We start from the raw sequence: 26,074 nt of genomic DNA on the forward strand, positions 1-26,074 counted from the left end.
TATTGGATGAAATTACGCGCGTTAGTTGTCGGCATGGGATTGCTGTGTACCTTTTCTTCCTTCGCGGCTACCGAGCTGCGTTACGGTCTGGAAGCGGAATATCCGCCTTTTGAGAGCCGCAATGCGTCGGGCGGACTGGAAGGGTTTGACGTTGAACTGGGGAATGCCATTTGTAAAGCCGCAGCGCTGAAGTGTACGTGGGTCGAAACGTCGTTTGATGCGTTGATTCCGGGGCTGGTGGCGAAGAAATTCGACGCGATCAACTCGGCGATGAATATCACCGAACAGCGCCGCAAGAGCATTGATTTTACCCAACCGATCTACCGCATTCCGTCGCAACTGGTCGGCAAGGCCGGTACAGCGGTAGAGGCTACACCCGAAGGGCTGAAGGGTAAAACCATCGGTGTGCTGCAAGGCTCCATTCAGGAAACCTATGCGAAAGAGCACTGGGAAAAGCAGGGTGTCACCGTGGTGTCTTATAAAGATCAGAATATGGCCTGGGGCGATCTGCTGAATGGTCGTATCGATGCCTCGCTGGTTATGTCCGCGGCCGGGCAGGCAGGTTTCCTCAGTAAGCCGCAGGGGAAAGGGTTTGGCTTCATCGGCAAACCGGTGTCTGACGACACTATCCTCGGCAGTGGGATCGGTTTTGGGTTGCGTAAAGGGGATGAGGCCACCAAAAAGCAACTTGATGCCGCGATTGATAAAGTACGTGCCGACGGCACGATCGCTAAACTCGCTGATAAGTACTTCCCGGGTATCGATGTCAGCGTAAAATAACCGCCTCATTGGCCCCGGTGATTGATGTCGCACCGGGGCATTTTTATACACATTTTCCTGGCTTTCTTTACACCACTTTCGGGCCGTTCTGGTCGACAGAAAATATTTCACACTTTGTTCATATAATCACCGGCCAACAATTGGATTCTTAACCATTTTTGTTTAGGCTGTGCGTTCTTTCTTGCCGTCATTTCGCCGAGCGCGAAACACATTCACACGACCATAAGGACGTTTTTCCAGGCATGAATCGCAGACGTTTTTTAAAAGGCTCGCTGGCAGTGGCAGCCCTGAGCGGCACATCTGGCCTTGCTTCCCTGTTTTCCAAAGCGGCATACGCTGCTGACTCTGACATTGCTGACGGTCAGAGCCGTCGTTTTGACTTCTCCGTACTGCAATCCATGGCGCATGACCTGGCGAAAACCCCGTGGGGTGGTGCGCCGCGCCCGCTGCCGGACACGCTGGCAACCATGACGCCGCAGGCGTACAACGCCATCCGCTACGATGAAAAACAGTCGCTGTGGAATAACATTGAAGGGCGTCAACTGGACGTACAGTTCTTCCATATGGGAATGGGATTCCGTCGCCGCGTGCGGATGTTCTCGCTCGACCAGTCTACCTCAATGGCGCGCGAGATCCACTTCCGTCCGGAGCTGTTCAGCTACGGTGAAACGGGTGTGGATACCAAACAGCTTGAAGGTCAAAGCGATCTCGGCTTTGCGGGCTTCCGTGCGTTTAAAGCCCCTGAACTGGCGCGTCGCGATATCGTCTCTTTCCTCGGTGCGAGTTATTTCCGTGCGGTTGATGACACCTACCAGTACGGTCTTTCCGCTCGTGGTCTGGCGGTAGATACCTTTACTGACACACCGGAAGAGTTCCCGGATTTCACCTCGTTCTGGTTCGAAACCGTCAAACCCGGCGACACCACTTTTACTGTCTATACGCTGCTGGACAGCCCAAGCATCACCGGTGCTTATAAATTCGTGATCCATTGCGAGAAGAGCCAGGTGATTATGGAGGTGGAAAACCATCTCTATGCGCGTAAGGACATTAAGCAACTCGGCATCGCACCGATGACCAGCATGTTCAGCTGCGGCAATAACGAACGCCGCATGTGTGACACCATTCATCCACAAATTCATGACTCCGACCGCCTGGCAATGTGGCGAGGTAATGGGGAGTGGATCTGTCGTCCGCTGAACAACCCGCAGAAGCTGCAGTTCAATGCCTATATGGACAAAAACCCGAAAGGGTTCGGCCTGCTGCAACTTGATCGTGATTTCTCTCACTATCAGGACGTGATGGGCTGGTATAACAAACGCCCAAGCCTGTGGGTTGAACCGCGTAATGACTGGGGCAAAGGCTCAGTTGGCCTGATGGAGATCCCGACGACGGGTGAAACACTGGATAACGTCGTCTGCTTCTGGCAGCCGGAAAAAGCCGTCAAAGCAGGCGACGAGCTGGACTTCAAATATCGCCTTTACTGGAGCGCCATGCCGCCAGTGCGTTCTCCGCTGGCAACGGTCTTCGCGACCCGCACCGGGATGGGTGGCTTCCCGGAAGGCTGGGCACCAGGCGAAAATTACCCGAAAGTGTGGGCCCGTCGCTTCGCTATCGACTTCGTCGGTGGCGACCTGAAAGCGGCTGCACCAAAAGGCATCGAGCCGGTCATTACGCTCTCCACCGGAGAAGCGAAGCAGGTTGAGATCCTTTACGTTGAACCGTTTGACGGCTATCGCATTCTGTTTGACTGGTATCCAACATCCGATTCGACAGATCCGGTGGACATGCGTTTGTTCCTGCGCTGCCAGGGCGACGCGATCAGTGAAACCTGGCTGTATCAGTATTTCCCGCCAGCGCCGGACAAACGTCAGTACGTTGATGACAGGGTAATGCGTTAATCGAGTTGAACTGCGCCTGGTAAGCGTAACGCTGCCGGGCGATTAACAGTCATAAATCATGATTTTCATATGTTCGCATTTGTGCTTCTTTTTCATCAAGGAGTGGTGTAGGAAATGCTGAATTCGCTCCAGATATACCAGGCGTTGAATGAATTGGGTTACCGGCTAGAGCCCGGAAAATTCGAACCAAGCTACGCATCTGAGCATCCGCTCGGAGATGGAAAGTATCTGTATGTCAAACGCAGTCGGGACGGCGTTGTTAACAAGAGCCCATTAGTTCTTGCACCAGACTCCGTTGCCTTAAAGGCGGAAATTGATCGCATTGAGGGTTTCCACTGCCTTTGGGAAAAAGTAAAAAGCACCAGCTACCGACGTTATCCGAAAGATAACGGTACATCCCAATATGGTTATGCGGCTGATGTTGAATCAGTCGAAGCGCTACAGGCGCTCGTGAATTTGTTGGGAGGCCAGCCCTCTTTGATCACCCAGCCTGGATTAAAAAGAGACAACGAAAACAAGGAGCAATCGTTAATGTATCCCTTAAACCAGATTCTCTTTGGGCCACCGGGCACGGGTAAAACCTACACGACGACCGAAATGGCAGTCAAAATTGCGGATAATGCATGGTATCAACAGGCTACGCGTGAGCATCATGGCTATGATTTACGGGAACAGGTAAAGCAGCGGTATCAGATGCTGGTAGAAAAGCAGCGCATCATGTTTACCACTTTCCATCAAAGTTTCTCGTATGAGGACTTTATCGAGGGTATTCGTGCGACTACTGATGAAAGCTCGGGTACGCTTCGCTACGAAGTTATGGATGGTATTTTTAAGCAGCTGTGCCTGAATGCTGAAGTTAAAACGAGTGGTAGTTCAACCCAGTCATTGTCTTTGAATGGGAGACGGATTTGGAAAATGTCTCTTGGAAATACTCTTGACGGTGAAGATTATATTTTCGATGAGTGCCTTGCGAACAATTATATTTTATTGGGTTGGGGAGATAATCTTGATTTTAGTGGCTGCACTACTCCTGCGGATGTCCGATTACGCATAGACGAATCGAATGAAGGCCAGGTTGAGAGAAGTGAATACATGTTGACCGCGGTCAACATGTTTAAAAATATCATTCGGAATGGTGATCTGGTTATTATTTCCGATGGTAATCATAAGTTCAGGGCCATTGCCGAGATCGCCGGGGATTATCAATTTCTGCCAAATGATGAACGCGTAGGCTATCACCAAATGCGTAAGGTCAACTGGTTACGAACGTATTCACCAAGTTTACCGAAAGAGCAGCTTTTTTTAAAAGCACTTTCACAAATGACATTATATGAGTTGAGGGATGCCTCAATTGACAGGAAAAAACTGTCTCAACTATTGGCCCCGGTAGAAACAAGTGATAATCAAGCATTACCGCATGTGCTTATTATTGATGAGATAAACAGGGGAAATATTGCCCGTATCTTTGGTGAATTGATTACTCTGTTGGAATCCGATAAACGATTGGGGGCTGAAGATGCCCGTTCCTTAGTCCTGCCTTATTCTAAACAGCTGTTTTCCGTGCCAGGAAATGTCTATGTCATTGGGACGATGAATACTGCGGATAAATCCCTGATACAAATGGACCTGGCGCTAAGACGACGCTTTAGCTTTACCGAAATGCCTTCACGACCGGAGTTATTAGCTGGGGTCACCGCGTTTGGTGTTGATGTTGAAACGTTGTTAACGCGCATTAATCAACGTATCGAAGCACTGCTGGATAGTGAGCATATGATTGGCCATGCTTACTTCATGCCATTAAAGAAATTAGAAAATAACGCCGACCGTGAAGCCTGTCTTGCCAGCATCTTCCAGGAAAAACTCATTCCATTGCTGAGAGAGTATTTCTTTGATGATTATGAGCGTATCGGTTGGGTGCTTAATGATTCAGTGAAAGCGAAAGAAAACCGTTTTATTCTCTTGCAACAGTCAGCACAATTACCGTCATTTTCTGCGCTATTCCCGAAAGATATTGCAGATAGCCTGTCTGACAGGCGTTTTCGTATCAATGGACATGCTTTCGCGTCGGCAGAAGCTTATCAAGGCATTGTGGCATGATGATTCAGGTCCGGGAATATGCTCTGCTTACCTGTGATAACTCTCAACCAGCCAGTATGGATTTGGGGATTGTCTCTGAAGCAACATTTTCCTGGCTTGAGCAATTACAACAAAAGTGGAGTGGTACCTCTCAAATTCTCAGCCGGGAAGGGAGGCGATTTTTGCGTTTGGGAAGCTATGTCGGTTATTTGCAATCCCCGACTGGCGAGTCAATTGAAATTCTGCCAAAAACCACTCTTGACGTTCCAACTGAGATAGTTCCACTGCGTCAGCTTTTACGCCAAATGCTAAGCATCTCTACAGGAATTACACCTCGTGAGGCGAGTCTGGCGGTATTACAAAGCAGTGACCAACCTTTGCATGAATGGATAATCAGTGAGTTCCTGCGACATCTTGCTGATTTAGTACGCAAAGGACTGCGTTTCGATTATCACCTCATTGAGGATGAACATAGTGCGTTCATCCGTGGTCAATTGGATGTCACTGCGCAAATGAGAATGCCTCCGGGCAGAGGCACTCATTTCCATGTGCGCTATGCCGAGTTCTCCCCTCAGCGTATTGAAAACCGTCTGCTACGGACTGCTTTAGACTGGACTCTCAAAATGACCAGACAAGGGCAGAGCTGGAGGCAGGCAAATTCACTTAGCCACCAACTGGATGGCATAGTGCCGATCTCTGGAAGTACAACACATTCAATGAGGCAGTGGAGTGACGGTAAATATCTCTTTGGCTATCGCGCGATAAAGCCGTGGTGCCAGCTCATTCTTGAACAGATGAATCCAGATTTTCAATATGGATTGCAGCAGGGAATTTCTTTGTTGTTCCCTATGGAGAAGTTATATGAGGGCTGGGTAGGATACGGTCTGGCTGGAGCGTTGAATCACGATTACCAGCTCATTGAGCAGACTAAGAGCCAGTACTTGTTAGAACATGTTCCTGTTGGCGAAAAGTCATCTCAACGATGGTTCATGCTTAAACCTGACTTTCTTATCACCGGTGAGCAGATGGTGGTGATGGATGCTAAATGGAAGCTATTAGATAGCAGAGCTGATGATGGTCTGAGGAAGTATGAAATCAGCCAGCCGGACCTGTATCAGATGTTCGCCTATGGGCAAAAGTATCTTCATGGGAAAGGCAATATGATGCTGATTTATCCGCGTCATCAGTACTTTGCTGCGCCATTACCGGTGTTCCGTTTCGACGAAGATTTATCTCTATGGTGTGTGCCCTTTGACCTTGAGTCTGGTGGGTTGGTGAAAGGCGAATGGCAGGATTCGTTTAGTTGCTTCCCTGAAGATAAGCCTGAATTCATTTATGATGAGCAACAAAGCAGCCGCGCATTTCACGAATATTAAAGGGAGACAGAACCATGGCTTATAAAGATTTCTATCATCTAATGTTGGAATATTTCTCCCAACCCGTCGAGCTGTTCACTGGAGCAAGGAATGTTCCTTTCACTCTCTATACTGAAGAGCAAAAGCTGTTTGTTCGAAATGGAAAAGATAATATTAGCCGTGTCGATCCCAAAGAGGTTGCAGCATTTGTTGAGCGGTTTGAAGAAGCTGAAAGTTTGTTAGCGAAAGACTACCAGGATGTGACTTTCAAAGCCTCCTATCTTCTGGCTGCGATGAAATATATTACTGGGCGTAATGCCTCCGTTGTGCGATTTCACAGTGAAGAACTTTTTAACAGCGAAGTGCAATATAAAAACTGGCTGAATGCCAACCCTGAAGGCTATGTTCTAAATTTGCTTAAAAGAAGTGAAGTAAGTAGTAAAATGAACCCCTCTAACTCAACTTGCCTGCATTCTTCCGGTTGTTCTTCGATAAATAATGAACTTAGTACCGTTCACCCTGATCCGTTTACTGGTAATGATTACTTTAAGATTTGCTCAGCAAATTTTGATGCACTAGAGCAAGAAGCCATCAGAGTAACAAAGCTTAGCACCGTGAAAAAGCATACTTGTTTAAAGAATAAAATGCGCTAACAAGAGGTATTATGGCATCTGAAATCATCCCCGTTACCCGCGACATCGAACTTCGCGCCGTCGAAGAGCGTTATGCCGCTGAACTGCACAGCCTCGTCGTCAAAAACAGAGCCTTTCTGCAAACCGCCTTTGACTGGGCGCAGCACGTGGGCAGCGAAGAAGATACCCGCCGTAACGTGCAGAGTAACCAGATGCTGCACCAGCGTGGCTACGCCAAAATGTTTTTGATCTTTAAGGATGATGGGCTGATCGGCGTGCTGTCGTTTAACACGATTGAACCGGCCAACAAAGCCGGGTATATCGGCTACTGGCTGGATGAAGCACATCAGGGGCAGGGGATCCTCTCTCAGTCATTGCAGGCGTTTATGCGTTACTACGCTGAATGCGGTGAAATCCGTCGTTTTGTGATTAAGTGTCGGGTCGCGAATCAGCACAGCAACAAAGTTGCCCTGCGCAACGGTTTTACGCTGGAAGGTTGCCTGCGGGAAGCGGAATTCCTGAATGGTCATTTCGATGATGTGAACATCTACGGCAAGATTTATACGCTATAGCGCGCCCAGCAGGGGCGTGCGGGTAATGCGCTGGTTGCCATTAATCACCTTTTCGCCGCGCAGATGAATATTCTCACCGGCAAACGCTTCAATCACCGCATCGTCGGTGATTTCAACCCGATGCTCAATCAGCACATCACCGCTGATCCTCGCCCGTCCCTGAATCACCACTTTATCATCCAGCATGATCGGCCCGCCGCGCAACCATGCCTGACCACCAATCAGGACGTGGTGTTTAATGATGCAGTTTCCTTCTACCACCGCATCCTCCGCGACCTGAGAACTGTAGCGCACGGTAGGAATAGCATCCTCGCCAAAACCGGCAATCACGCGGGCGTTGCCATAGACCTTTGCGCAGTCGCATACCCAGACGTTATTCACATCGTTGCCTTCAAGGATAGCGTTGTCGAATATTTCGGCTCGGTGCTCAACAAAGGCATAATGCACCATCGCATCACCGTAGATTTGCGCCTGATGCACAATGCGTGACTGGCTGACTGTCGCGTTATCGTAGATTTGCAGGATCTGTTCATTGTCCGGGGTCAGGCCTTTGGCGGCAATGACCACGCTGTTATGAAGCACGCGAGCCTCCCCATAAATATGACACTCACCCCGCACACAGGAGTGCTGAATGGTGACGTTGTCACTTATTCGTGCCCCATGGCTGACTTCAGCCTCGTCCAGCCAGCAATTGTCGCCGATATGCGCTTCATGGCTGATGATGCAAGGCAGGGTAAGCCGTGCGTTGCCAGACACGATCGCACCGGCAAAGACCACGCTGTTTTCGTCGTAGATCCAACAGTCACCGTCTTGTGCGAGGGCGCGTTCATCGTCAATCCATCCGCCTTTTGTACCGACCGTCACGTCGTTAAAATCAGTCGTGGCGATAATCTGTCGCAACGTGGTCGAGTGGGTTGTCTCGCCGTTTTTCCATTGCCAGAGGCGTGTATCATCGCTAAGGCGATATTTGTTCATCTTGATGTCTCTGATAGGCGTCTTAACTAAACGTAGCAAATTTTTCGATTTTCGAACGGTTGGCAAGCGGACGGTAAACGACTTAAAATGGCATTCAAAATGCACTTTCAACTTATGCAGGATCAGGAAAAATAATGACCGTCGATGAGAATTACTTCACAGGGAAATATGGCTTAACCCGCACGCACTCAGAAGTGCTGTTCAGCGCTAATATCGTTACGCTGGGTAAAACCCTGGATCTGGGCTGTGGCAATGGCCGTAACAGTCTCTACCTTGCCGCTAACGGCCACGAGGTGACAGCCTGGGATAAAAACCCGATGAGCATTGATAATATCGAGCGCATCAAGGCTGAAGAAGGGATCGACAACCTCCACACGGCGATAAAAGATCTCAACACCCTGAGTTTCGACGGTGAATATGATTTTATTTTGTCCACTGTCGTGCTGATGTTCCTGGATGCAAAAACCATCCCGGGTCTTATCGCTAATATGCAGCGCTGCACTACACCAGGCGGCCACAACCTGATTGTCGCCGCCATGGATACGACTGATTATCCGTGTACCGTCGGCTTCCCGTTTGCGTTTAGAACGGGTGAACTGAGCAACTACTATGAAGGCTGGGAGTTGCTCAAATACAACGAAGACGTTGGCGAACTGCACCGCACCGATGAAAACGGTAACCGCATTAAGTTGCGCTTTGCCACCCTGCTGGCACGCAAACCTGCTTAACGGGCGGCCAGCAGACAGAGTTGCAGGGCAGTCTGGTAAGAGGCCTCGAACGACGACAACGGCAGAAATTCAAACCTCGAGTGGAAGTTATGCGCCCCGGTGAAGAAGTTTGGTGTGAGCAGTCCTTTTGCTGAGAGTGCCGCGCCGTCTGTACCGCCGCGCATTGGCGTCGGTTTAGGCGTGATGCCGAGTAATTCCATCGCTTCAAACATCAGGTCGATAGCACGCCTGTCTTCGCCAATCGCATTGCTGATATTGCTGTAGGTATCTTCAATGCGATAGTCGACGTTTGCTGTTGGATACTGAGCAGCAATCAGCGCTGCGACGTCGGCAATCTGCTGCTTACGGGCGGCAAAACGCGTTTTATCAAAATCACGGATATTCGCTTTGAGGACGGCCTCGTTTTGTCCCGCCTGAATGCCGTTAAACCAGATATACCCCTCACGACCTTCGGTACACTCTGGGGTTTGCTGACGGTCAAAATGGTTGATGTAGTCGGTCGCCATCAGCAGGGGGTTCACCAGTACGCCTTTGGCGGACATGGGATGTGCCGTCACGCCAGTAAAGCGGATCTCCGCTGCCGCGGCGTTAAAGTTTTCATAGACAATTTCCCCCAGCTCGCAGCAATCAATTGTCCAGGCAAAATCAACGTTGAAGCGTTTCAGATCGAGCGCCTTCGCGCCGCACAGGCCAATTTCTTCATCCGGGACAAATGCAACCACAATGTCGCCATGCTGATGCTCTGCCGTCAGGTTTTCCAGCACGGTCATAACGACGGTAACGGCTGATTTATTATCTGCGCCTAATACGCTGGTTCCGTCGCTGAAAATAATCTCCTCATCCGGATAGGCCAGAATTTCAGGATGCTCTTTTACGCGTAACCAGATGTCTTTGTCTTTATTCAGACAGAGGTCTTCACCTGTAAATGTTAATATCTGCGGATGAATATCGGGCGATAAACCCACGTCGACGGTATCAATATGGGTAATAAAACCAATGCGCGGCGCACCGGCGACGTTGCCTTTTTTCACCGCGGTCACCGTGGCGAATTCATCAATCACAATGTCGTCTAACCCCAGTTGCGCCAGCTCTTGTGCCAGTTCTCGCGCCATGTCGTGCTGGCCTGGCGTAGAGGGCAGCGTTTTTACTTTGGCATCGCTCTGGCTGGTGATGGAGAGATAGCGAAAAAAGCGGTGCGTTAATTGTCTGGAAAGTGACGAGCCCATAGTGATTTATTCCTTATTTATTTTTCAGGTGTTTGCCACTTCACTTTAATGTTATTTATGAGATGGCAAAAGAATTAATTAGCCGTCGAATTAAAAAGACAGGAATAAATGATGAAAAGCAAACTCACAATCTTAACGCTGGCTCTTGCTGCACTCACCGTCAGTTCCACGGTCGCCGCAAAAACGCTGGTGTATTGTTCCGAAGGATCACCGGAAAACTTCAATCCTCAGTTATACACGTCGGGTACCAGCGTGGATGCCAGTGCCGTACCTGTTTATAACCGGCTGGTCGATTTCAAACCTGGCACCACGGAGCTGGTACCCAGCCTGGCAGAGCGTTGGGAGGTGAGCGACGACGGTAAAGTCTATACCTTCCATCTGCGTAAGGGGGTGAAATTCCAGAGTAATAAATTGTTCACGCCGAGCCGGGACTTTAACGCTGATGACGTGATCTTCTCGTTTATGCGGCAGAAAGATGTGAATCATCCTTACCATAACGTCTCTAATGGCAGCTATTCCAATTTTGAAAGTCTGGAGTTTGGCAGCCTGATCACCGCCATTGATAAAGTCGATGACCACACCGTGCGCTTTACGCTGGCACACCCGGAAGCGCCATTTGTCGCCGATCTGGCCTGGTATTTTGCCTCGATCCTCTCTGCGGAGTATGCCGACGCGATGCTGAAAGCGGGGACTCCTGAAAAGGTGGATATGGAGCCGATTGGCACCGGGCCGTTTAAACTCACACAGTATCAGAAGGACTCCCGCATTCTCTTCACTGCGTTTGCAGACTACTGGCAGGGTAAATCGAAGCTCGATCGGCTGGTGTTTACCATCACGCCGGATGCTTCAGTACGTTTTGCCAAAATCGAAAAGAACGAATGTCAGGTGATGCCGTTCCCGAACCCAGCCGATTTGCCGCGTATGAAGGCGAACAAAGACATCAACCTGATGAGCAAGGCAGGCCTGAACACAGGTTTCCTGGCGTTTAATACGCAAAAGCCACCGCTGGATAACGTTAAGGTTCGCCAGGCGCTGGCCATCGCCATCAACAAATCAGCCATTATTGACGCGGTGTTCCATGGCACGGGGACTGCCGCGAAGAACCTGCTGCCGCCAGGCGTATGGAGCGCTGACAGTGAACTTAAGGATTACGATTACGATCCAGAAAAGGCAAAAGCGCTGCTGAAGGAAGCGGGTTTTGCTAACGGGGTGAACATTGATTTGTGGGCAATGCCGGTGCAACGTCCGTACAACCCGAATGCGAAACGTATGGCCGAAATGATTCAGGCCGACTGGGCGAAAGTGGGCGTACAAACTCACATTGTCACCTATGAATGGGGGGAATACCTCAAGCGCGTGAAGGGAGGTGAACATCAGGCTGCGCTGATGGGCTGGACGACCGCAACGGGCGATCCGGACAACTTCTTTGGTCCGCTATTTACCTGCACGTCTGCAAATGGCGGTTCGAATTCGGCGAAGTGGTGCTATAAGCCGTTTGATAAAATTATTGCGGAGGCAAAATCAATAACCGATCACGATAAACGTGTGGCGCTCTATAAAGAGGCTCAGCAGATGATGCATGACCAGATGCCAGCGGTGATGATTGCGCATTCAACGATTTTCGAACCGGTGCGCAAAGAGGTGACGGGGTATGAAATTGACCCGTTTGGTAAACATCTGTTCTGGCAACTGGATATACATCAGTAATTTTTCATTGCCCGGTGCACATCCGGGCAGTCTTTTTGCAATTTGTGCTCCCGACATCATTTTTTGTCACAACACTCACCCCAGTCTTTTGCTATAACTTCAAATGCATACTTGCAGATAACATGGAAAACCATCATGCGTACTCAAACTTTTTTAAAAGTTGCAGTGCTTACTGGTCTGTTGGCTTTGGCGGGTTGTTCATCAAAAGTGGCTGCTCCCGATCAATACTCAGGCTTTTTAAAAGACTATTCTGGTTTAAAGGAAACAACTTCTGCAACGGGTAAACCGACCTTACGTTGGGTTGATCCGTCATATAACGAAGCCAATTATGACAATATTGTCTGGAACCCGATTACTTATTATCCGGCTCCAAAACCAACCACGCAGATTGGTCAAAGAACACTGGATGAGTTGCTGAGCTATACCAATAACAAAATGAAAACCTCGATTGGTCAGCGTAAACCGATCGTTACCAAACCAGGGCCGCGTAGCCTGATCTTCCGTGGTGCGATTACCGGTGTAACCTCTAAGCAAGAAGGTTTGCAGTTCTATGAAGTGGTGCCAGTGGCACTGGTTGTTGCAGGTACGCAAATGGCGAGCGGTCACCGTACCATGGATACCCACCTGTATTTTGAAGGTGAGTTGATTGATGCGAAAACCGGCAAGCCTGTCATTAAAGTCGTTCGTAAAGGCGAAGGCAAAGAGCTGGCTAACGAAAATACCCCAATGGGCTTTGCAACTCTGAAACAGGTTGTTGATGACATGGCGACCGATGCCACCATGTTTGATGTGAAAAAGACCATGAAATAACCAGGAAAGGCCTGCATTGCGCAGGCCTTATTTATTTACGCTGTTCGTAAGCGCCTGAACCAGGTTTCGGGTTTAGTAAACATCACCATATTCCCCCCCAGAATCAGCAATAACCCGACGATACCGTTTATATGCCACACGTAACCTTCATAAACCGTTGAGATGGAGAGGGCGACCAGTGGGAAGAGCAGCGTACTGTAGGCCGCTTTACCTGGGCCGATACGTCCTACCAGCGTAAAGTAAGCGCCGAAAGCAATCACCGAACCAAACAGGGCCAGATAGAGCAGCGCGCCAATGTAGCTCACCGTCCATTCCGGGGTGAAACTGTCGCCTCTGAAGAGGGCAATGCAGCCCATCACCAGTGTGCCATACAGCATCGCCCAGGCGTTGGTGGTCATGGTTTCAAGGCCTTTGCGTTGATGACGCATGCTGATCATATTGCCCAGCGAGAAGCCGTAGGTACCGAGTGCGGAAAGACCAATACCTGTCAGGAGTGACGCGCTCCAGCCGCTGGCCAGAAGGTCGTCCCAGAAGAGGGTGATAATACCAATTAGCCCCAGAGCCGCTGCGGTCCAGAAGCGCGCAGGCGGACGTTGCCCGAAGAAAATAAAGCTGTTGATGGCGTTATAGAGCACCGCCATTGAGAAAATCACAGATTCCAGCCCGGTGTTGATGTGCGAGGCCGCGGTATAAAAACACCAGAAGTTAAAGCAAAAAACGCAGCATCCCTGAAGTAAGCAAAACAGATGATCCCGCAGCGCCAGTTTGCGCAGTCGACGCAGGACGAGTAACACCACCATCATCGTGAGGCTGGCAACCGCGAAACGCCAGAAAATGGATACGGGCGATGCCACAGGACCTTGCTGCAGGAAAATTGCAATCCAGGTAGTTCCCCAGATAATTACCACCAGTCCGTATAATAATGCGTTCATACTTTTTCTCTTCTCAAACCACGGAAGTGGGCAGTATGGTGTGCTGAGCCGCAAGGGGATTGCACCGGCTTGCGGTAGACTTGCAAAATCTTGCGCTTTTTTCTTTTATGGGGGCTGGCAACGGGCGGCAACAATTCTTAGACTGATTATCTGATCAATAACGCGCTAACGGTTATGTCTCACGCTTACGATACCTTTGAAACGCTGTGCCAACAGAATGCGGTCCTGCGGGAAACCGTCTCGCTGAACTCGGGTATTCAGCTGGCCGCGTGGTACAACAAGCACGATACGATAACGGTAAAAAGCAATCATCATACCCTTAGTCTGTACGTGGCTGACGGTTACGAAAGTTATCAAAAAACGCCGGGCGGCTGGAAAAACGGTGGCGGTCCGGATCGTTTCTGTTTGATGCCCAAAGAGAGCGAATCAACGTGGGATATCCGGGATGACCTGTCGTTTGTGCATCTCTACTGCACCGATGAACATCTGCGCGACGTGGGGGAAAAAATCTGGGACAAGCGGCCACTTTCGCTGACCCTGGACGAGCGTATATTCGGCAGCGATCCGAAGATAACTGCGCTGTACCGCCAGTTTTTACTCGGCTGCGACTGGCAGCAGCACGCCAACCAGCTTACTCTGAGCACGGCCTCTACGCTGCTGTTAACCCATCTGCTGCAAAACTACTCTAACGTTCAGTGGAAACTGCCGGTCGTCACGGGCGGGTTATCCCCGTTCGTTCTGCGCAATGTGCTGGCCTTTATCGAAGAGAACCTGGGGCAGCCCCTGACGCTGGCAGAGCTGGCGGCGCAGGCCGCCCTCAGCGAATACCATTTTGCCCGCATGTTTCGCCAGTCGACGGGGCTGGCGCCGCATCAGTATGTGATGCAGCGCAGAATGGAAAAGGCGAAAGCGCTGGTACAACATACTGCGACGCCGCTGACGGACATTGCGCTCGCCTGTGGGTTTAACTCCGCCAGCCACTTCAGTAACCGCTTTCGCAGCGTGACGGGAATGACGCCTTCACAGCTACGTGCGGCGAGTGCGGGATAACAGGGCGTAGCATACTCCTCCCAGAACCAGTCCCCAGAATGCCGAACCAATGCCCAGGAGTGTCACACCGCTCGCAGTCATCAGAAATGTGACTATCGCCGCGTCACGTTCCGCTTCGTGATTCAGTGCCTGATACAGACTCCCGCTGATGGTCCCCAGTAACGCCAGACCTGCCAGCGTCTGGATCCAACTGAGCGGTAGCGCCGTCATGATCGCAGTAATAGAACCACCGAAAATACCGGCTAACAGATAAAATCCCCCGGCTGCGATGGCTGCCAGCCAGCGTTTAGCGGCATCCGGGTGCGCATCCGGGCTCTGACAAATGGCGGCGGTTATCGCCGCGATACAGATGGAAAAGACGCCAAAAGGCGAAAACAATAGTGCCAGCCCGCCCGTAAAGATGATGAGCGGCGAAACCGCCAGTGGGTAGCCAGAGGCCTTCATCGTGGCGAAGCCGGGGGCATTTTGGGAGGCCATGGTCACCAGGAAGAAAGGGATACCCACGCTCACCAGGCTGGTGAAGGTGAAGGAGGGGGCAATAAACTCTGGCATAACGAGGGAAAGGGTGAATTTATCCGTGACAACGTCACCACCCGCCCAGGCCATGATGCCGCCTGCCAGAAGCGTAACCACAATGGCATAGCGGGGTGCCAGTGCTTTTGCCATTAGCCACGCGGCAATCATGCTTCCGCACACCAGAAAGTGCCCCTCCAGATGGGCAAACGCATGCAGACCAAACTGCAAAAGCACCCCTGCCAGCATGGCAGCAGCAAGCGAATGGGGGATCAGCTTCATCAGCCGGGCGAATAACCCGGTGATGCCGCAGAGTAAAATGAGCGCATTGGCAAAGACGAACACGCCGATTGTTTCAGCCAGCGTGACACCGTGCAGGCTGGTTGCGAGCAGCGCCGCACCGGGCGTTGACCAGGCGGTAAGCACTGGCGCTTTATACCACCAGGAAAGCAGCAGCGTGCTGACTCCCATGCCGATCCCGAGTGCCGTCATCCAGCCCGCAATCTGTTGCGCATTTGCGCCAGCTGCTGCTGCGGCCTGCCAGATGATGGCAGCAGAACTGGCGTAGCCGACCAGGACGGCGACAAAACCCGCCAGAACGGCTGGAACAAAGTGTGTTGAAGAAGCGCGCATGAAAACTCCGTTGTGCGTTATAACGTCCGAGATAAGGTAACACTGTGCGTTATAGCGTACAAGTGGTATGCTCATCATCACCAGGAGGGAACATGGACATCACACAACATCTTGCAACCACACTGAAAACACTGCGCCAGGATCGCGGCTGGAGTTTGTCGAAGCTGGCAGAAGAGACAGGGGTTTCAAAAGCGATGCTCGGGCAAATCGAGCGCAATGAATCCAGCCCGACGGTATCGACATTGTGGAAAATCGCCACAGGACTGAACGTACCGTTTTCCACCTTTATCACCCCAGAGGCGGACAAGCAGGCTGTTTTTGACCCGCAGCAGCAGGCCATGGTGGTAAAACCGCTGTTCCCGTGGGATGAGACGCTGAAGTTTGATCATTTCTCCATTACCCTGGCTCCTGGCGCGCTGAGCGAGTCCACACCGCATGAAGCGGGGGTGATTGAACATGTGGTGGTGGTAAGCGGCGAGCTGGAGATGCAACTGGAGGGGGAGTGGCAGACAATTCCAGCCGATTCAGGCATCCGTTTTGCCGGGGACAAACCCCACGCGTACCGCAACAGCAGCGACCGGGTGGTGCATTTTCACTCCCTGATCCATTATCCCCGCTAACACTACGCAAAACTGTTTCGCTGTCGCATACTTCTGACTACAATAGCCGCCATTTTGACCATAACGGATAACGACGAAGTATGCGCCTGCAATCCCATCATCTTGAACTTTTAAGCCCGGCCCGCGACGCCGCCATTGCCCGTGAAGCGATCCTTCACGGTGCAGATGCCGTCTACATTGGCGGTCCTGGCTTCGGTGCCCGCCATAACGCCAGCAACAGTCTGCGCGATATTGCTGAACTGGTACCGTTCGCCCACCGTTTCGGGGCGAAAGTGTTCGTGACCCTGAACACCATTCTTCATGATGATGAGCTGGAACCTGCGCAACGTCTGATCACCGATCTCTACCAGACCGGGGTTGATGCCCTGATTGTTCAGGATATGGGCGTTCTTGAGCTGGATATCCCACCAATTGAACTGCACGCCAGTACCCAGTGTGATATCCGCACCGTTGAGAAGGCAAAATTCCTCTCCGACGTCGGCTTTTCGCAGATCGTTCTGGCGCGTGAACTGAACCTGAACCAGATCCGTGATATCCACCAGGCGACAGACGCGACGATTGAGTTCTTTATCCACGGCGCGTTGTGCGTGGCCTATTCCGGCCAGTGCAACATTTCTCACGCCCAGACCGGGCGTAGCGCTAACCGTGGCGATTGCTCTCAGGCGTGTCGCCTGCCGTACACTCTGAAAGACGATCAGGGGCGCGTGGTGGCGTTTGAAAAACACCTGCTTTCCATGAAGGATAACGATCAGACCGCCAACCTTGGTGCGCTGATTGATGCAGGCGTGCGGTCCTTCAAGATTGAAGGGCGGTATAAAGATATGAGCTACGTGAAGAACATCACCGCGCACTATCGTCAGATGCTGGATGCCATTATTGAAGATCGTGGCGACCTGGCACGCGCGTCAGCCGGTCGTACCGAGCATTTCTTTATTCCGTCGACAGATAAAACCTTCCACCGTGGCAGTACAGACTATTTCGTGAATGCCCGTAAAGGTGACATCGGTGCGTTTGACTCGCCGAAATTTATCGGCTTGCCGGTCGGTGAAGTACTGAAAGTGGCGAAGGATCATCTGGACGTGGAAGTGACGGAGCCACTGGCGAACGGCGATGGTCTGAACGTAATGATCAAACGCGAAGTGGTCGGTTTCCGTGCCAATACGGTCGAAAAAACCGGAGAAAATCGCTATCGCGTGTGGCCGAATGAAATGCCAGCCGATCTCCATAAAGCGCGACCGAACGCAGCACTAAACCGTAACCTGGATCATAACTGGCAGCAGGCACTGCTGAAAACCTCCAGCGAGCGTCGCATCGCGGTGGATATTGAACTGGGCGGCTGGGAAGAGCAGCTGATTTTGACCATGACCTGTGAAGACGGCATCAGCGTGACGCATACTCTTGATGGCCAGTTTGAGGTCGCCAACAATGCGGAAAAAGCGCTAAACAACCTGAAAGAGGGTGTGGCGAAGCTGGGGCAGACAATTTACTACGCGCGTAACATTGAGGTAAATCTGCCGGACGCGCTCTTCGTGCCAAACAGTCTGCTTAACCAGTTCCGTCGTGAGACGGCGGAAATGCTCGATGCAGCTCGTCTGGCTAATTACCCGCGTGGTAGCCGTAAAGCCGAAGCCGTCCCTGCACCTGTTTACCCGGATACGCATTTATCATTCCTGGCTAACGTCTACAACCATAAAGCACGTGAATTCTATCATCGTCATGGCGTGCAGTTGGTCGACGCAGCCTATGAAGCGCATGAAGAGAAGGGTGATGTGCCGGTGATGATCACCAAGCACTGCCTCCGTTTTGCCTTTAACCTGTGTCCAAAACAGGCTAAAGGGAACATCAAGAGCTGGAAGGCCACACCTATGCAACTGGTGAATGGTGACGAGGTGTTGACCCTCAAATTTGACTGCCGCCCTTGTGAAATGCATGTAATTGGCAAGATGAAAAACCATATTTTCAAAATGCCAGCACCGGGCAGTGTCGTAGCCTCAGTAAGCCCGGACGAACTAATGAAAACCCTGCCTAAACGCAAGGGTAATTAACGAAAGTGTGTATCCGGTTTGCGCGATTTCTGCCACAGGTGGTGTTCGCGCAAACCTTCCGCTGATTCCTCTGCTGCACTGCGTAATTCATCACTGTCTGCCTCATGACGAAGTTGATGTTCGACATTTTTCACCCACAAATATTCATGGCCTTTATGTCCCGCCATCAGCTGGCCGGAGAAAAGGGCGCAGACCAGCATGACGAGCGTTAACCCCTTTTTTAGCATTGACTTACCCTTAGAGAAATATTCCCCGCCAGCATGCACGTAGTTTCGTAGGGTTATTATTGGCTTTTTCAAATTAGCGCAAAGAATATGTCATCGTCTTCGACAGGATTTATTTCCGGGTAGTGGTGCGGATTTATCCTAAAATTCGAATTATTTTTGTCATATCCTAAAATTTGGTATCAAAATATGGCAGTGATTTAAGGACTAATCTTATATAATAAGACTTCTCTGGCAAAGGAATGGATCTGATTCAATGAAAAAAGTCATGTCAATAGCGCTTCTGGTCGTTGCCGTTGGGGCTGTTGTAGGTATGAATGTTAACTGGAGTGGCGAGCCGGATTATATCCAGTCAGCAGAAGCACGGGTCGGTTCATATTTAACCAGTGATTACGGACGCGTAGCGTGTAATAGCAAGAAAATTGATGACCAGCATTGGGAATTAGGGTGTACCAATCCGTCGAAAGGTAAAACATTCCAGTTTGCTGTTTTCTCAGCCGACAGAGCGCCTTATGGTGTATCGCGCCCATTCTATCTGGAAGCAATCAACGATGATGCAAAAGAGAGTGCTGAACAGGGGCTGATGCGTTATTTGCAAATCAATACCAAAGCGGGTTAATGGCTCTGTTTAGCTTTTGTTGAGTTCAGGCATGCTAGGTTGTCATTGATCCGCCGCCCGACCATGGAGTGTCGGGACGTAGACATGAAAATACAAATCTATCCATGCAAGCATTTACCGCCAGATAATGGCGGTTTTTTTTGCCTGTAAACGGGCTGTCAGCGCGCGGGCCGGGCAAACTGTTTACGATACTGGGCGGGGGAAAGCGCGAACTGCTGACGGAAATGGTGGCGCAGGGTGGCGGCCTGACCAAATCCGGTTTGCTCAGCAATGCTGTCGATGCTTAAACGGCTGCTTTCCAGATAATCTTTCGCCCTCAAGAGTCGTTCATTGAGCAGCCAGCGCGCAGGTGTGGTGCCTGTCGCTGCCTCAAAGCGGCGCAGAAAGGTGCGCTGGCTCATACCGACGCGACGCGCCAGCGAGTCAACGCTGTGAGAAACGGCGAGGTGATTGTGCAGGAAATCGAATAACTGGCCCAGTCGTTGACTCTCCCGTAGTTGCGCCACCGGGCGACTCAGTTGCTGTGGTAAAGACCCGTCCCGGTGAGGGGGGATGACCAGCCGACGCGCAACGCTATTGGCCGTTTCCATTCCATAATCCCGTCGTACAACGTGCAGGCAGAGATCAATTCCTGCCGCACTGCCTGCGGAGGTAAGAATATCTCCCTCATCCTGATAGAGTACATCCTCGACCACCTGGATGTCAGGGTAACGGGCTGTAAGCGCGTCAAGATAACGCCAGTGCGTCGTGGCTTTACGTCCGTTCAGCAACCCCGACGCCGCCAGCACAAAGACCCCCGAACAGATGGACAGCAGCTGGCAGCCTCGCGCGCTGGCCTGGCGTAATGCCTCGCAAAGTGTGTCCGGGACAGGTGAATCCAGGCCTCTCCAGCCAGGAACCACGATCAGATCGGCAGATTCAAGCAGGCTTAAATCGCCGTCGGTTATGATACGGATCCCACCGGTTGCCCGAAGTTCACCGCTATCAATACCCGCCACCGCAAAACGATACCATTCGTCCCCCAGTTCAGGGCGTGGCAGACCAAATATCTCCACCGCCACGCCAAACTCAAAGGTACACAGACCGTCATACGCCAGCACAACCACCAGCGGCCGAGTTATCTGTCTTAAGTTTGTCATCTTTTTGCTGTTTTCTGGCATACGCGTGGGCATTCACGGGCTGAATTTGTGGATAGAGTAGTGTTAACACAAACGCCAAAGATGAGGAAGTATCATGAGTTATGTTACTGAATTTCCGGCTGCGGAACCGCAGGAAGCTGTCACCCATTTTCTGCGTCGCCTGAGCGTCGAAACCGACTGCGCTGATGTGCATCATGCCATCGTCAACCAGGAACAAGACTTTGTGCTGCTGCACGTAGTAGGGAGTCCGGAGCAGTTTGCGCGCCGTCATGTGCCGGGTGCATTACACCTGCCGCGTAGCCAGATGACTGCTGAGCGCATGGCGCAATGGCCTGAAGGTACGCTTTTCGTTGTCTACTGCGCCGGGCCGCACTGTAACGGCGCGGACAGAGCGGCGCTTAAGCTGGCACGACTCGGGCTACCGGTCAAAATTATGCTCGGGGGGATCACCGGCTGGGAAGATGAAAAGTTCGCCTTTGCCAGCAGCGAAACCGCTGCCGCGCTATGAAGATGAATTTCGTGAAAGATTCTCGTTTGCCGAAGGGATAAAGACACGTCTGGTGACGCAGATCGCCAGCGAAGTCTGGCAAACCCTTCATCTCCGGCGCTGCATTATAAAAGTGCAGCGCTGTATCATTCTGAGACGTTCTCTTTACATCCTGCTTTCACTTTCCCTGCAATCGCGCTTTTTCCATTCTGGCATCCTTTTTGCTCCTGCTTAGCTGGCACATTTTTTTCCGCGTCCACGCCGTAACGGACGTCTTCGCACAGCGTTCTTTTTCAGGAGTGAAAATATGCACCGTCGTACCTTATTGAAAGCCTTCGCGTTGTCAGCTTCTGTTGTTGCTATGGGAATGAGTTTTGGCGTGCAAGCGGCCGATACCATCAAAGTGGGCATTATGCATTCTCTGTCCGGCACGATGGCTATCTCCGAGACGCCTCTGAAAGATGTCGCGCTGATGACGATTGATGAGATCAACGCCAAAGGGGGCGTACTGGGTAAAAAGCTGGAACCGGTAGTGGTTGACCCGGCGTCGAACTGGCCGCTGTTTGCTGAGAAAGCTCGTCAGCTGTTAAGTCAGGATAAAGTCGCGGTCGTGTTCGGTTGCTGGACATCGGTATCGCGTAAATCGGTTCTGCCGGTGTTTGAAGAACTGAACGGCCTGCTGTTCTATCCGGTGCAATATGAAGGTGAGGAGATGTCACCGAATGTCTTCTATACCGGCGCGGCGCCGAACCAGCAGGCGATCCCGGCGGTGGAATACCTGATGAGTGAAGACGGCGGTGGGGCAAAACGCTTCTTCCTGTTAGGTACCGATTACGTTTACCCCCGTACGACCAACAAGATCCTGCGTGCCTTCCTGCATTCGAAAGGGGTTGAGGATAAGGATATCGAAGAAGTTTACACCCCGTTTGGTCACAGCGACTACCAGACCATTGTCGCCAACATCAAGAAATTCTCCGCAGGCGGTAAAACCGCCGTGGTATCGACCATCAACGGCGACTCCAACGTACCGTTCTACAAAGAGCTGGCCAACCAGGGCCTGAAAGCGACCGACGTACCGGTAGTGGCATTCTCCGTAGGCGAAGAAGAGCTGCGCGGGATCGACACCAAACCGCTGGTCGGCAACCTGGCGGCGTGGAATTACTTTGAGTCCGTGGATAACCCAACCAACCAGGCATTCGTAGCAGACTACAAAGCCTATGCGAAAGCACACAAACTACCGAATGCCGACACCGTGGTCACGAATGATCCGATGGAAGCCACTTACGTTGGTATCCATATGTGGGCACAGGCGGTGGAAAAAGCCGGTACCACCGATGTGGATAAAGTGCGTGCGGCGATGGCAGGCCAGTCATTCAAAGCCCCTTCAGGCTTTACGCTCACCATGGATGCCACCAACCATCACCTGCATAAGCCGGTCATGATCGGTGAAATTGAAGGGAACGGTCAGTTTAACGTGGTGTGGCAGACTGAACAGCCGGTACGTGCCCAGCCGTGGAGTCCGTTCATTGCCGGGAATGACAAAAAGCCCGATCAGCCGATGAAAACCGCCAGCAACTAAGCCATTACCGCAGGGAGATAATCCATGAACGTCATGCGCACGATCATCGCTATTGTGTGGCTTGCCGGTCTGCTGCCAGGGATGGCGCAGGCATCGGATGCCGATCGTTTTGTTGCCGCCAGTCGCAGCCAGCAGGCTGACCTGTTGACGCAGTGGGCTGCAACGCCGGATGCAGCAAGGTTACCGCTGCTTCAGGCTCTGCAAGATGAAAACCTCTACACCGACAGTCAAAAGCACGCGTTTGTACAACGTAATGGCGACATCATTCCGCTGGGGGAAACCAAAACTGCAGAGGGGCCAACCAAAGCCGTGCGTCTGACCAACCGGCTGCGGGTGCTTGCCGCAACAGCCATTGCAACACATCAGCTTGTGAGTGACAGTGTCACGGAAAGGCGTGCTGCGGCTCGCCAGCTTCAGCGTGATGCTCAGCCCGGAATGCTCGGTTTCCTGCAAACACGGGTTGAGAGTGAAACCGATGATGTGGCGCGTCAGGCGCTGCTGCTGGCGGTGGCGAATCTTCAGTTGGCAAGCCCGCAGGCAGAGGTGCGCCGCAAGGCCGTCGAGCTGTTAGGTCAGTCCGACGATCCGGATGTGCAGTCCAGGCTAACACCGTTTACGCAGGTGCAGACCGAACCTGACGCCGGGGTTCGCGCGGCCGCAGAAGAAAGCCTTAGCCAGATCCAGCATCGCCTGATGTGGGGCGATCTGCTGGGGCAGGCGTTTATGGGACTCTCTCTGGGGTCGGTATTGCTGCTGGCGGCGCTTGGGCTCGCCATCACCTACGGCCTGCTGGGTGTTATTAACATGGCCCACGGCGAGATGCTGATGCTGGGTGCGTATGCCACGTGGATGGTGCAGCAGGCGATGGCCGGGTTTGCTCCCCAGTGGCTGGCGCTCTACCCGGTTATCGCGTTGCCGGTGGCGTTCTGCCTGACGGCGGGTATCGGGATGGTGCTGGAGCGTACCGTGATCCGTCATTTGTACGGACGTCCACTGGAAACGCTGCTGGCGACATGGGGGATCAGCCTGATGCTTATCCAGCTGGTGCGCATGACGTTTGGCGCTCAGAACCTGGAGGTGGCAAACCCGGCATGGTTGTCTGGCGGCGTGCAGGTCTTTGCTAACCTGACGTTGCCGTGGAACCGCATAGTGGTGCTGGGGTTCGTGCTACTGGTGCTGTTCTTCACCTGGCTGATTCTGAATAAAACCCGTCTGGGACTTAACGTGCGTGCGGTGACACAAAACCGCAGCATGGCCGCCTGTTGTGGGGTGCCGACGGGGCGTGTTGATATGCTGGCGTTCGGGCTTGGTTCAGGCATTGCCGGGTTAGGCGGCGTGGCGTTATCTCAGCTTGGGAACGTTGGGCCTGAGCTGGGTCAGGGCTATATCATCGACTCTTTCCTCGTGGTCGTTCTCGGTGGCGTAGGCCAACTGGCAGGCAGCGTGGCCGCAGCCTTTGGTCTTGGGATCTTTAATAAAATCCTTGAGCCGCAGATGGGGGCAGTACTGGGCAAGATTCTCATTCTGGTGGCGATCATTCTGTTTATTCAGAAACGACCGCAGGGGTTGTTTGCACTGAAAGGGAGGGTTATTGACTGATGAGCCAGCCACTCACCTTAACGCTGGCGCGTAAAGCGCCACGAACCATTCAGATTGTCGGCAGCCTGCTGGTGGCGTGTCTGCTGATATTACCGTTTTTTGCCTTGCTGCCTGCGACGCATCCGCTGGCGCTTTCGACCTGGATGCTGACGCTGACCGGTAAGATCCTCTGCTATGCCATCGTTGCGGTGGCGCTGGATCTGGTGTGGGGCTATGCCGGGATGTTGTCCCTGGGACACGGCATTTTCTTCGCGCTGGGTGGCTATGCGATGGGCATGTACCTGATGCGTCAGGCCGCAGGTGACGGTTTGCCTGCGTTTATGTCGTTTCTCTCCTGGACCGAAATGCCGTGGTTCTGGTGGGGAACCCAGTACTTTGCCTGGACGCTGGTACTGATTGTCATGGTGCCAGGCTTGCTGGCACTGGTGTTTGGCTGGTTTGCCTTCCGCTCGAAGATCAAAGGGGTCTACTTCTCGATTATGACCCAGGCGCTGACCTATGCGGGCATGTTGCTGTTCTTTCGCAACGAAACCGGTTTTGGCGGTAATAACGGCTTTACCGGTTTCACCACGTTGCTGGGGTTTTCGGTGACGGAAACGACCACGCGTATTGCGCTGTTTCTGGCAACCGTGTTGTTACTACTCCTGGCGTTGGGCACCGGATTTGCGCTGGCGAAGAGCAAGTTTGGCCGCATTTTGACTGCTGTACGGGATGCCGAAAACCGCCTGACGTTTTGCGGGTACGATCCTCGCGGGTTCAAGCTGCTGGTGTGGACACTTTCTGCGGTGCTGTGTGGCCTGGCAGGGGCACTCTACGTTCCGCAGGTGGGCATTATCAACCCAGGAGAGATGTCGCCGACAAACTCGATAGAAGCGGCTATCTGGGTAGCGCTCGGCGGACGTGGCACGTTGGTGGGCCCGGTGATAGGCGCTGCGCTGGTGAATGGGGCAAAGAGTGTTTTCACGGTCGCGATGCCGGAATACTGGCAACTGTTTCTCGGGATGATTTTTATCGCTGTCACCCTGTTTTTGCCACGTGGCGTCTACGGTCTGTTTCGTAAGGGAGAGAAATAATGCAGCCAGCCGAAGGATTATTCACCCGTCAGTTACCTGGTGATCGCTACCGCGAGCAGACTGACCCGGTGCTGCAACTGGATAAGATCAACGTTAACTTTGATGGATTTCAGGCATTGACGGATCTCACGTTGAACATCGGCGTGGGCGAGTTACGCTGCGTAATTGGGCCGAACGGCGCCGGTAAAACCACGCTGATGGATGTGATCACTGGCAAAACACGGCCGAAAAGCGGTAAAGCGATTTACGACCAGTCCATTGACCTGACTCTGCTTGAGCCCGCCGCCATTGCCCGCCAGGGGATTGGGCGCAAATTCCAGAAACCGACGGTATTTGAAGCGCTGACGGTGTGGGAAAACCTTGAGATTGCCATGAAAACCGATAAATCCGTCTGGGCGAGCCTGCGGGCAAAACTCAACGGTGAGCAACGCGATCGCATTGATGAGATGCTGGTTTTGCTGCGGCTGAGTAGTGAACGTGACCGCCTGGCCGGGCTACTTTCGCACGGGCAAAAACAGTTCCTCGAGATCGGCATGCTGCTGGTCCAGGATCCGCATCTGTTGCTGCTGGATGAGCCGGCGGCCGGGATGACCGATGCAGAAACCGAATATACCGCTGAGTTGTTCAAAACGCTTGCGGGCAAGCATTCTCTGATGGTGGTGGAGCACGATATGGGCTTTGTGGAAACCATTGCCGATCACGTGACGGTACTGCACCAGGGGCGCGTGCTGGCGGAGGGATCGCTTCGCGAGGTTCAGGCCAATGAGCAGGTGATTGAAGTCTATCTGGGACGCTAAGGAGC

Annotated in this window: 24 protein-coding genes; 18 read left to right on the forward strand and 6 right to left on the reverse strand. The window is 52.2% G+C overall.

The window, feature by feature from the left end:
* The first annotated feature begins 6 nt into the window (after nt 1-6).
* From V6E55_RS07235 to rimL, 6 genes are all read left to right on the forward strand, one after another.
* Entirely contained in the window at nt 7-780 is a 774-nt protein-coding gene (locus V6E55_RS07235) for a transporter substrate-binding domain-containing protein (RefSeq protein ID WP_316942480.1), read from the forward strand.
* A gap of 242 nt (nt 781-1,022) precedes the next feature.
* Nucleotides 1,023-2,678: a glucan biosynthesis protein D gene (locus V6E55_RS07240; protein WP_316942481.1), complete on the forward strand. Its 1,656-nt coding sequence runs from the start codon at nt 1,023-1,025 to the stop codon at nt 2,676-2,678.
* Between the two features lie 114 nt (nt 2,679-2,792).
* Entirely contained in the window at nt 2,793-4,775 is a 1,983-nt protein-coding gene (locus V6E55_RS07245) for an AAA family ATPase (RefSeq protein ID WP_316942482.1), read from the forward strand.
* Nucleotides 4,772-6,130 carry an McrC family protein gene (locus V6E55_RS07250; protein ID WP_316942483.1) on the forward strand — a complete coding sequence of 453 codons (1,359 nt, stop codon included), beginning with the start codon at nt 4,772-4,774 and terminating at the stop codon, nt 6,128-6,130. The genes V6E55_RS07245 and V6E55_RS07250 overlap by 4 nt, the downstream gene beginning before the upstream one ends.
* Nucleotides 6,131-6,144: 14 nt before the next feature.
* Nucleotides 6,145-6,762, forward strand: coding sequence for a hypothetical protein (locus V6E55_RS07255; protein ID WP_316942484.1), 618 nt, complete (start codon nt 6,145-6,147; stop codon nt 6,760-6,762).
* 11 nt (nt 6,763-6,773) lie between these two features.
* Nucleotides 6,774-7,313, forward strand: a complete 540-nt coding sequence (gene rimL, locus V6E55_RS07260; RefSeq protein WP_316942485.1) for a 50S ribosomal protein L7/L12-serine acetyltransferase — start codon at nt 6,774-6,776, stop codon at nt 7,311-7,313.
* Here the strand turns inward: rimL and ydcK are convergent.
* Nucleotides 7,308-8,288: a YdcK family protein gene (gene ydcK, locus V6E55_RS07265; RefSeq protein ID WP_114977267.1), complete on the reverse strand. Its 981-nt coding sequence runs from the start codon at nt 8,286-8,288 to the stop codon at nt 7,308-7,310. The two genes, rimL and ydcK, sit on opposite strands and share 6 nt — an antisense overlap.
* A gap of 134 nt (nt 8,289-8,422) precedes the next feature.
* Between ydcK and tehB the strand changes: the two genes are divergently transcribed.
* Nucleotides 8,423-9,016 carry a tellurite resistance methyltransferase TehB gene (gene tehB / locus V6E55_RS07270; protein ID WP_316942486.1) on the forward strand — a complete coding sequence of 198 codons (594 nt, stop codon included), beginning with the start codon at nt 8,423-8,425 and terminating at the stop codon, nt 9,014-9,016.
* On the opposite strand, the gene pepT is transcribed toward tehB, so the two are convergent.
* Nucleotides 9,013-10,242, reverse strand: coding sequence for a peptidase T (pepT, locus tag V6E55_RS07275; RefSeq protein ID WP_316942487.1), 1,230 nt, complete (start codon nt 10,240-10,242; stop codon nt 9,013-9,015). The two genes, tehB and pepT, sit on opposite strands and share 4 nt — an antisense overlap.
* 111 nt (nt 10,243-10,353) lie before the next feature.
* On the opposite strand from pepT, the gene V6E55_RS07280 reads away from it, so the two are divergent.
* Nucleotides 10,354-11,949, forward strand: a complete 1,596-nt coding sequence (locus tag V6E55_RS07280; protein ID WP_316942516.1) for an ABC transporter substrate-binding protein — start codon at nt 10,354-10,356, stop codon at nt 11,947-11,949.
* A 135-nt stretch (nt 11,950-12,084) separates the two neighbouring features.
* The gene (locus V6E55_RS07285) at nt 12,085-12,759 is read left to right on the forward strand and encodes a DUF3313 domain-containing protein (RefSeq protein ID WP_114977263.1); all 675 of its coding nucleotides are present in this window, start codon (nt 12,085-12,087) and stop codon (nt 12,757-12,759) included.
* A 35-nt stretch (nt 12,760-12,794) separates the two neighbouring features.
* On the opposite strand, the gene V6E55_RS07290 is transcribed toward V6E55_RS07285, so the two are convergent.
* The gene (locus V6E55_RS07290; RefSeq protein ID WP_114977262.1) at nt 12,795-13,691 is read right to left on the reverse strand and encodes a DMT family transporter; all 897 of its coding nucleotides are present in this window, start codon (nt 13,689-13,691) and stop codon (nt 12,795-12,797) included.
* 174 nt (nt 13,692-13,865) lie between these two features.
* On the opposite strand from V6E55_RS07290, the gene V6E55_RS07295 reads away from it, so the two are divergent.
* A complete protein-coding gene (locus V6E55_RS07295; protein WP_316942488.1) occupies nt 13,866-14,741 on the forward strand; it encodes a helix-turn-helix transcriptional regulator in 876 nt (291 codons plus the stop codon).
* Here the strand turns inward: V6E55_RS07295 and V6E55_RS07300 are convergent.
* A complete protein-coding gene (locus tag V6E55_RS07300; RefSeq protein WP_316942489.1) occupies nt 14,718-15,887 on the reverse strand; it encodes a benzoate/H(+) symporter BenE family transporter in 1,170 nt (389 codons plus the stop codon). The genes V6E55_RS07295 and V6E55_RS07300 overlap by 24 nt on opposite strands.
* Nucleotides 15,888-15,979: 92 nt before the next feature.
* Here V6E55_RS07300 and V6E55_RS07305 point away from each other — a divergent pair, with 92 nt between their 5' ends.
* Both V6E55_RS07305 and V6E55_RS07310 read left to right on the forward strand, forming a co-directional pair.
* Nucleotides 15,980-16,507: a helix-turn-helix domain-containing protein gene (locus tag V6E55_RS07305; RefSeq protein ID WP_129995826.1), complete on the forward strand. Its 528-nt coding sequence runs from the start codon at nt 15,980-15,982 to the stop codon at nt 16,505-16,507.
* Nucleotides 16,508-16,587: 80 nt separating this feature from the next.
* Nucleotides 16,588-18,552: a peptidase U32 family protein gene (locus V6E55_RS07310; protein ID WP_316942490.1), complete on the forward strand. Its 1,965-nt coding sequence runs from the start codon at nt 16,588-16,590 to the stop codon at nt 18,550-18,552.
* On the opposite strand, the gene V6E55_RS07315 is transcribed toward V6E55_RS07310, so the two are convergent.
* Entirely contained in the window at nt 18,549-18,779 is a 231-nt protein-coding gene (locus V6E55_RS07315; protein ID WP_114977257.1) for a DUF2554 family protein, read from the reverse strand. The genes V6E55_RS07310 and V6E55_RS07315 overlap by 4 nt on opposite strands.
* 253 nt (nt 18,780-19,032) lie before the next feature.
* Between V6E55_RS07315 and V6E55_RS07320 the strand changes: the two genes are divergently transcribed.
* The gene (locus tag V6E55_RS07320) at nt 19,033-19,395 is read left to right on the forward strand and encodes a hypothetical protein (protein WP_114977256.1); all 363 of its coding nucleotides are present in this window, start codon (nt 19,033-19,035) and stop codon (nt 19,393-19,395) included.
* A gap of 158 nt (nt 19,396-19,553) precedes the next feature.
* On the opposite strand, the gene ftrA is transcribed toward V6E55_RS07320, so the two are convergent.
* Nucleotides 19,554-20,555 (reverse strand): transcriptional regulator FtrA, encoded by a 1,002-nt coding sequence (gene ftrA / locus V6E55_RS07325; RefSeq protein WP_129995824.1) that lies wholly within the window; start codon nt 20,553-20,555, stop codon nt 19,554-19,556.
* Nucleotides 20,556-20,628: 73 nt separating this feature from the next.
* Here ftrA and V6E55_RS07330 point away from each other — a divergent pair, with 73 nt between their 5' ends.
* The 5 genes from V6E55_RS07330 (at nt 20,629) to urtD (ending at nt 26,069) form a co-directional block, all read left to right on the forward strand.
* Nucleotides 20,629-21,042 carry a rhodanese-like domain-containing protein gene (locus V6E55_RS07330; protein ID WP_129995823.1) on the forward strand — a complete coding sequence of 138 codons (414 nt, stop codon included), beginning with the start codon at nt 20,629-20,631 and terminating at the stop codon, nt 21,040-21,042.
* Nucleotides 21,043-21,328: 286 nt separating this feature from the next.
* On the forward strand, nt 21,329-22,600 hold the full coding sequence (gene urtA, locus V6E55_RS07335) for an urea ABC transporter substrate-binding protein (RefSeq protein ID WP_108089932.1): 1,272 nt from the start codon (nt 21,329-21,331) through the stop codon (nt 22,598-22,600).
* Nucleotides 22,601-22,624: 24 nt separating this feature from the next.
* Nucleotides 22,625-24,199 (forward strand): urea ABC transporter permease subunit UrtB, encoded by a 1,575-nt coding sequence (gene urtB / locus V6E55_RS07340; RefSeq protein WP_236920642.1) that lies wholly within the window; start codon nt 22,625-22,627, stop codon nt 24,197-24,199.
* Nucleotides 24,199-25,272, forward strand: coding sequence for an urea ABC transporter permease subunit UrtC (gene urtC, locus V6E55_RS07345; RefSeq protein WP_114977251.1), 1,074 nt, complete (start codon nt 24,199-24,201; stop codon nt 25,270-25,272). Before urtB ends, urtC begins: the two co-directional genes overlap by 1 nt.
* Nucleotides 25,272-26,069, forward strand: coding sequence for an urea ABC transporter ATP-binding protein UrtD (urtD, locus tag V6E55_RS07350; protein ID WP_114977250.1), 798 nt, complete (start codon nt 25,272-25,274; stop codon nt 26,067-26,069). The genes urtC and urtD overlap by 1 nt, the downstream gene beginning before the upstream one ends.
* The last annotated feature ends 5 nt before the right edge of the window (nt 26,070-26,074 follow it).

This window comes from Enterobacter sp. 342 (assembly GCF_036663495.1).
GTDB lineage: Bacteria > Pseudomonadota > Gammaproteobacteria > Enterobacterales > Enterobacteriaceae > Enterobacter.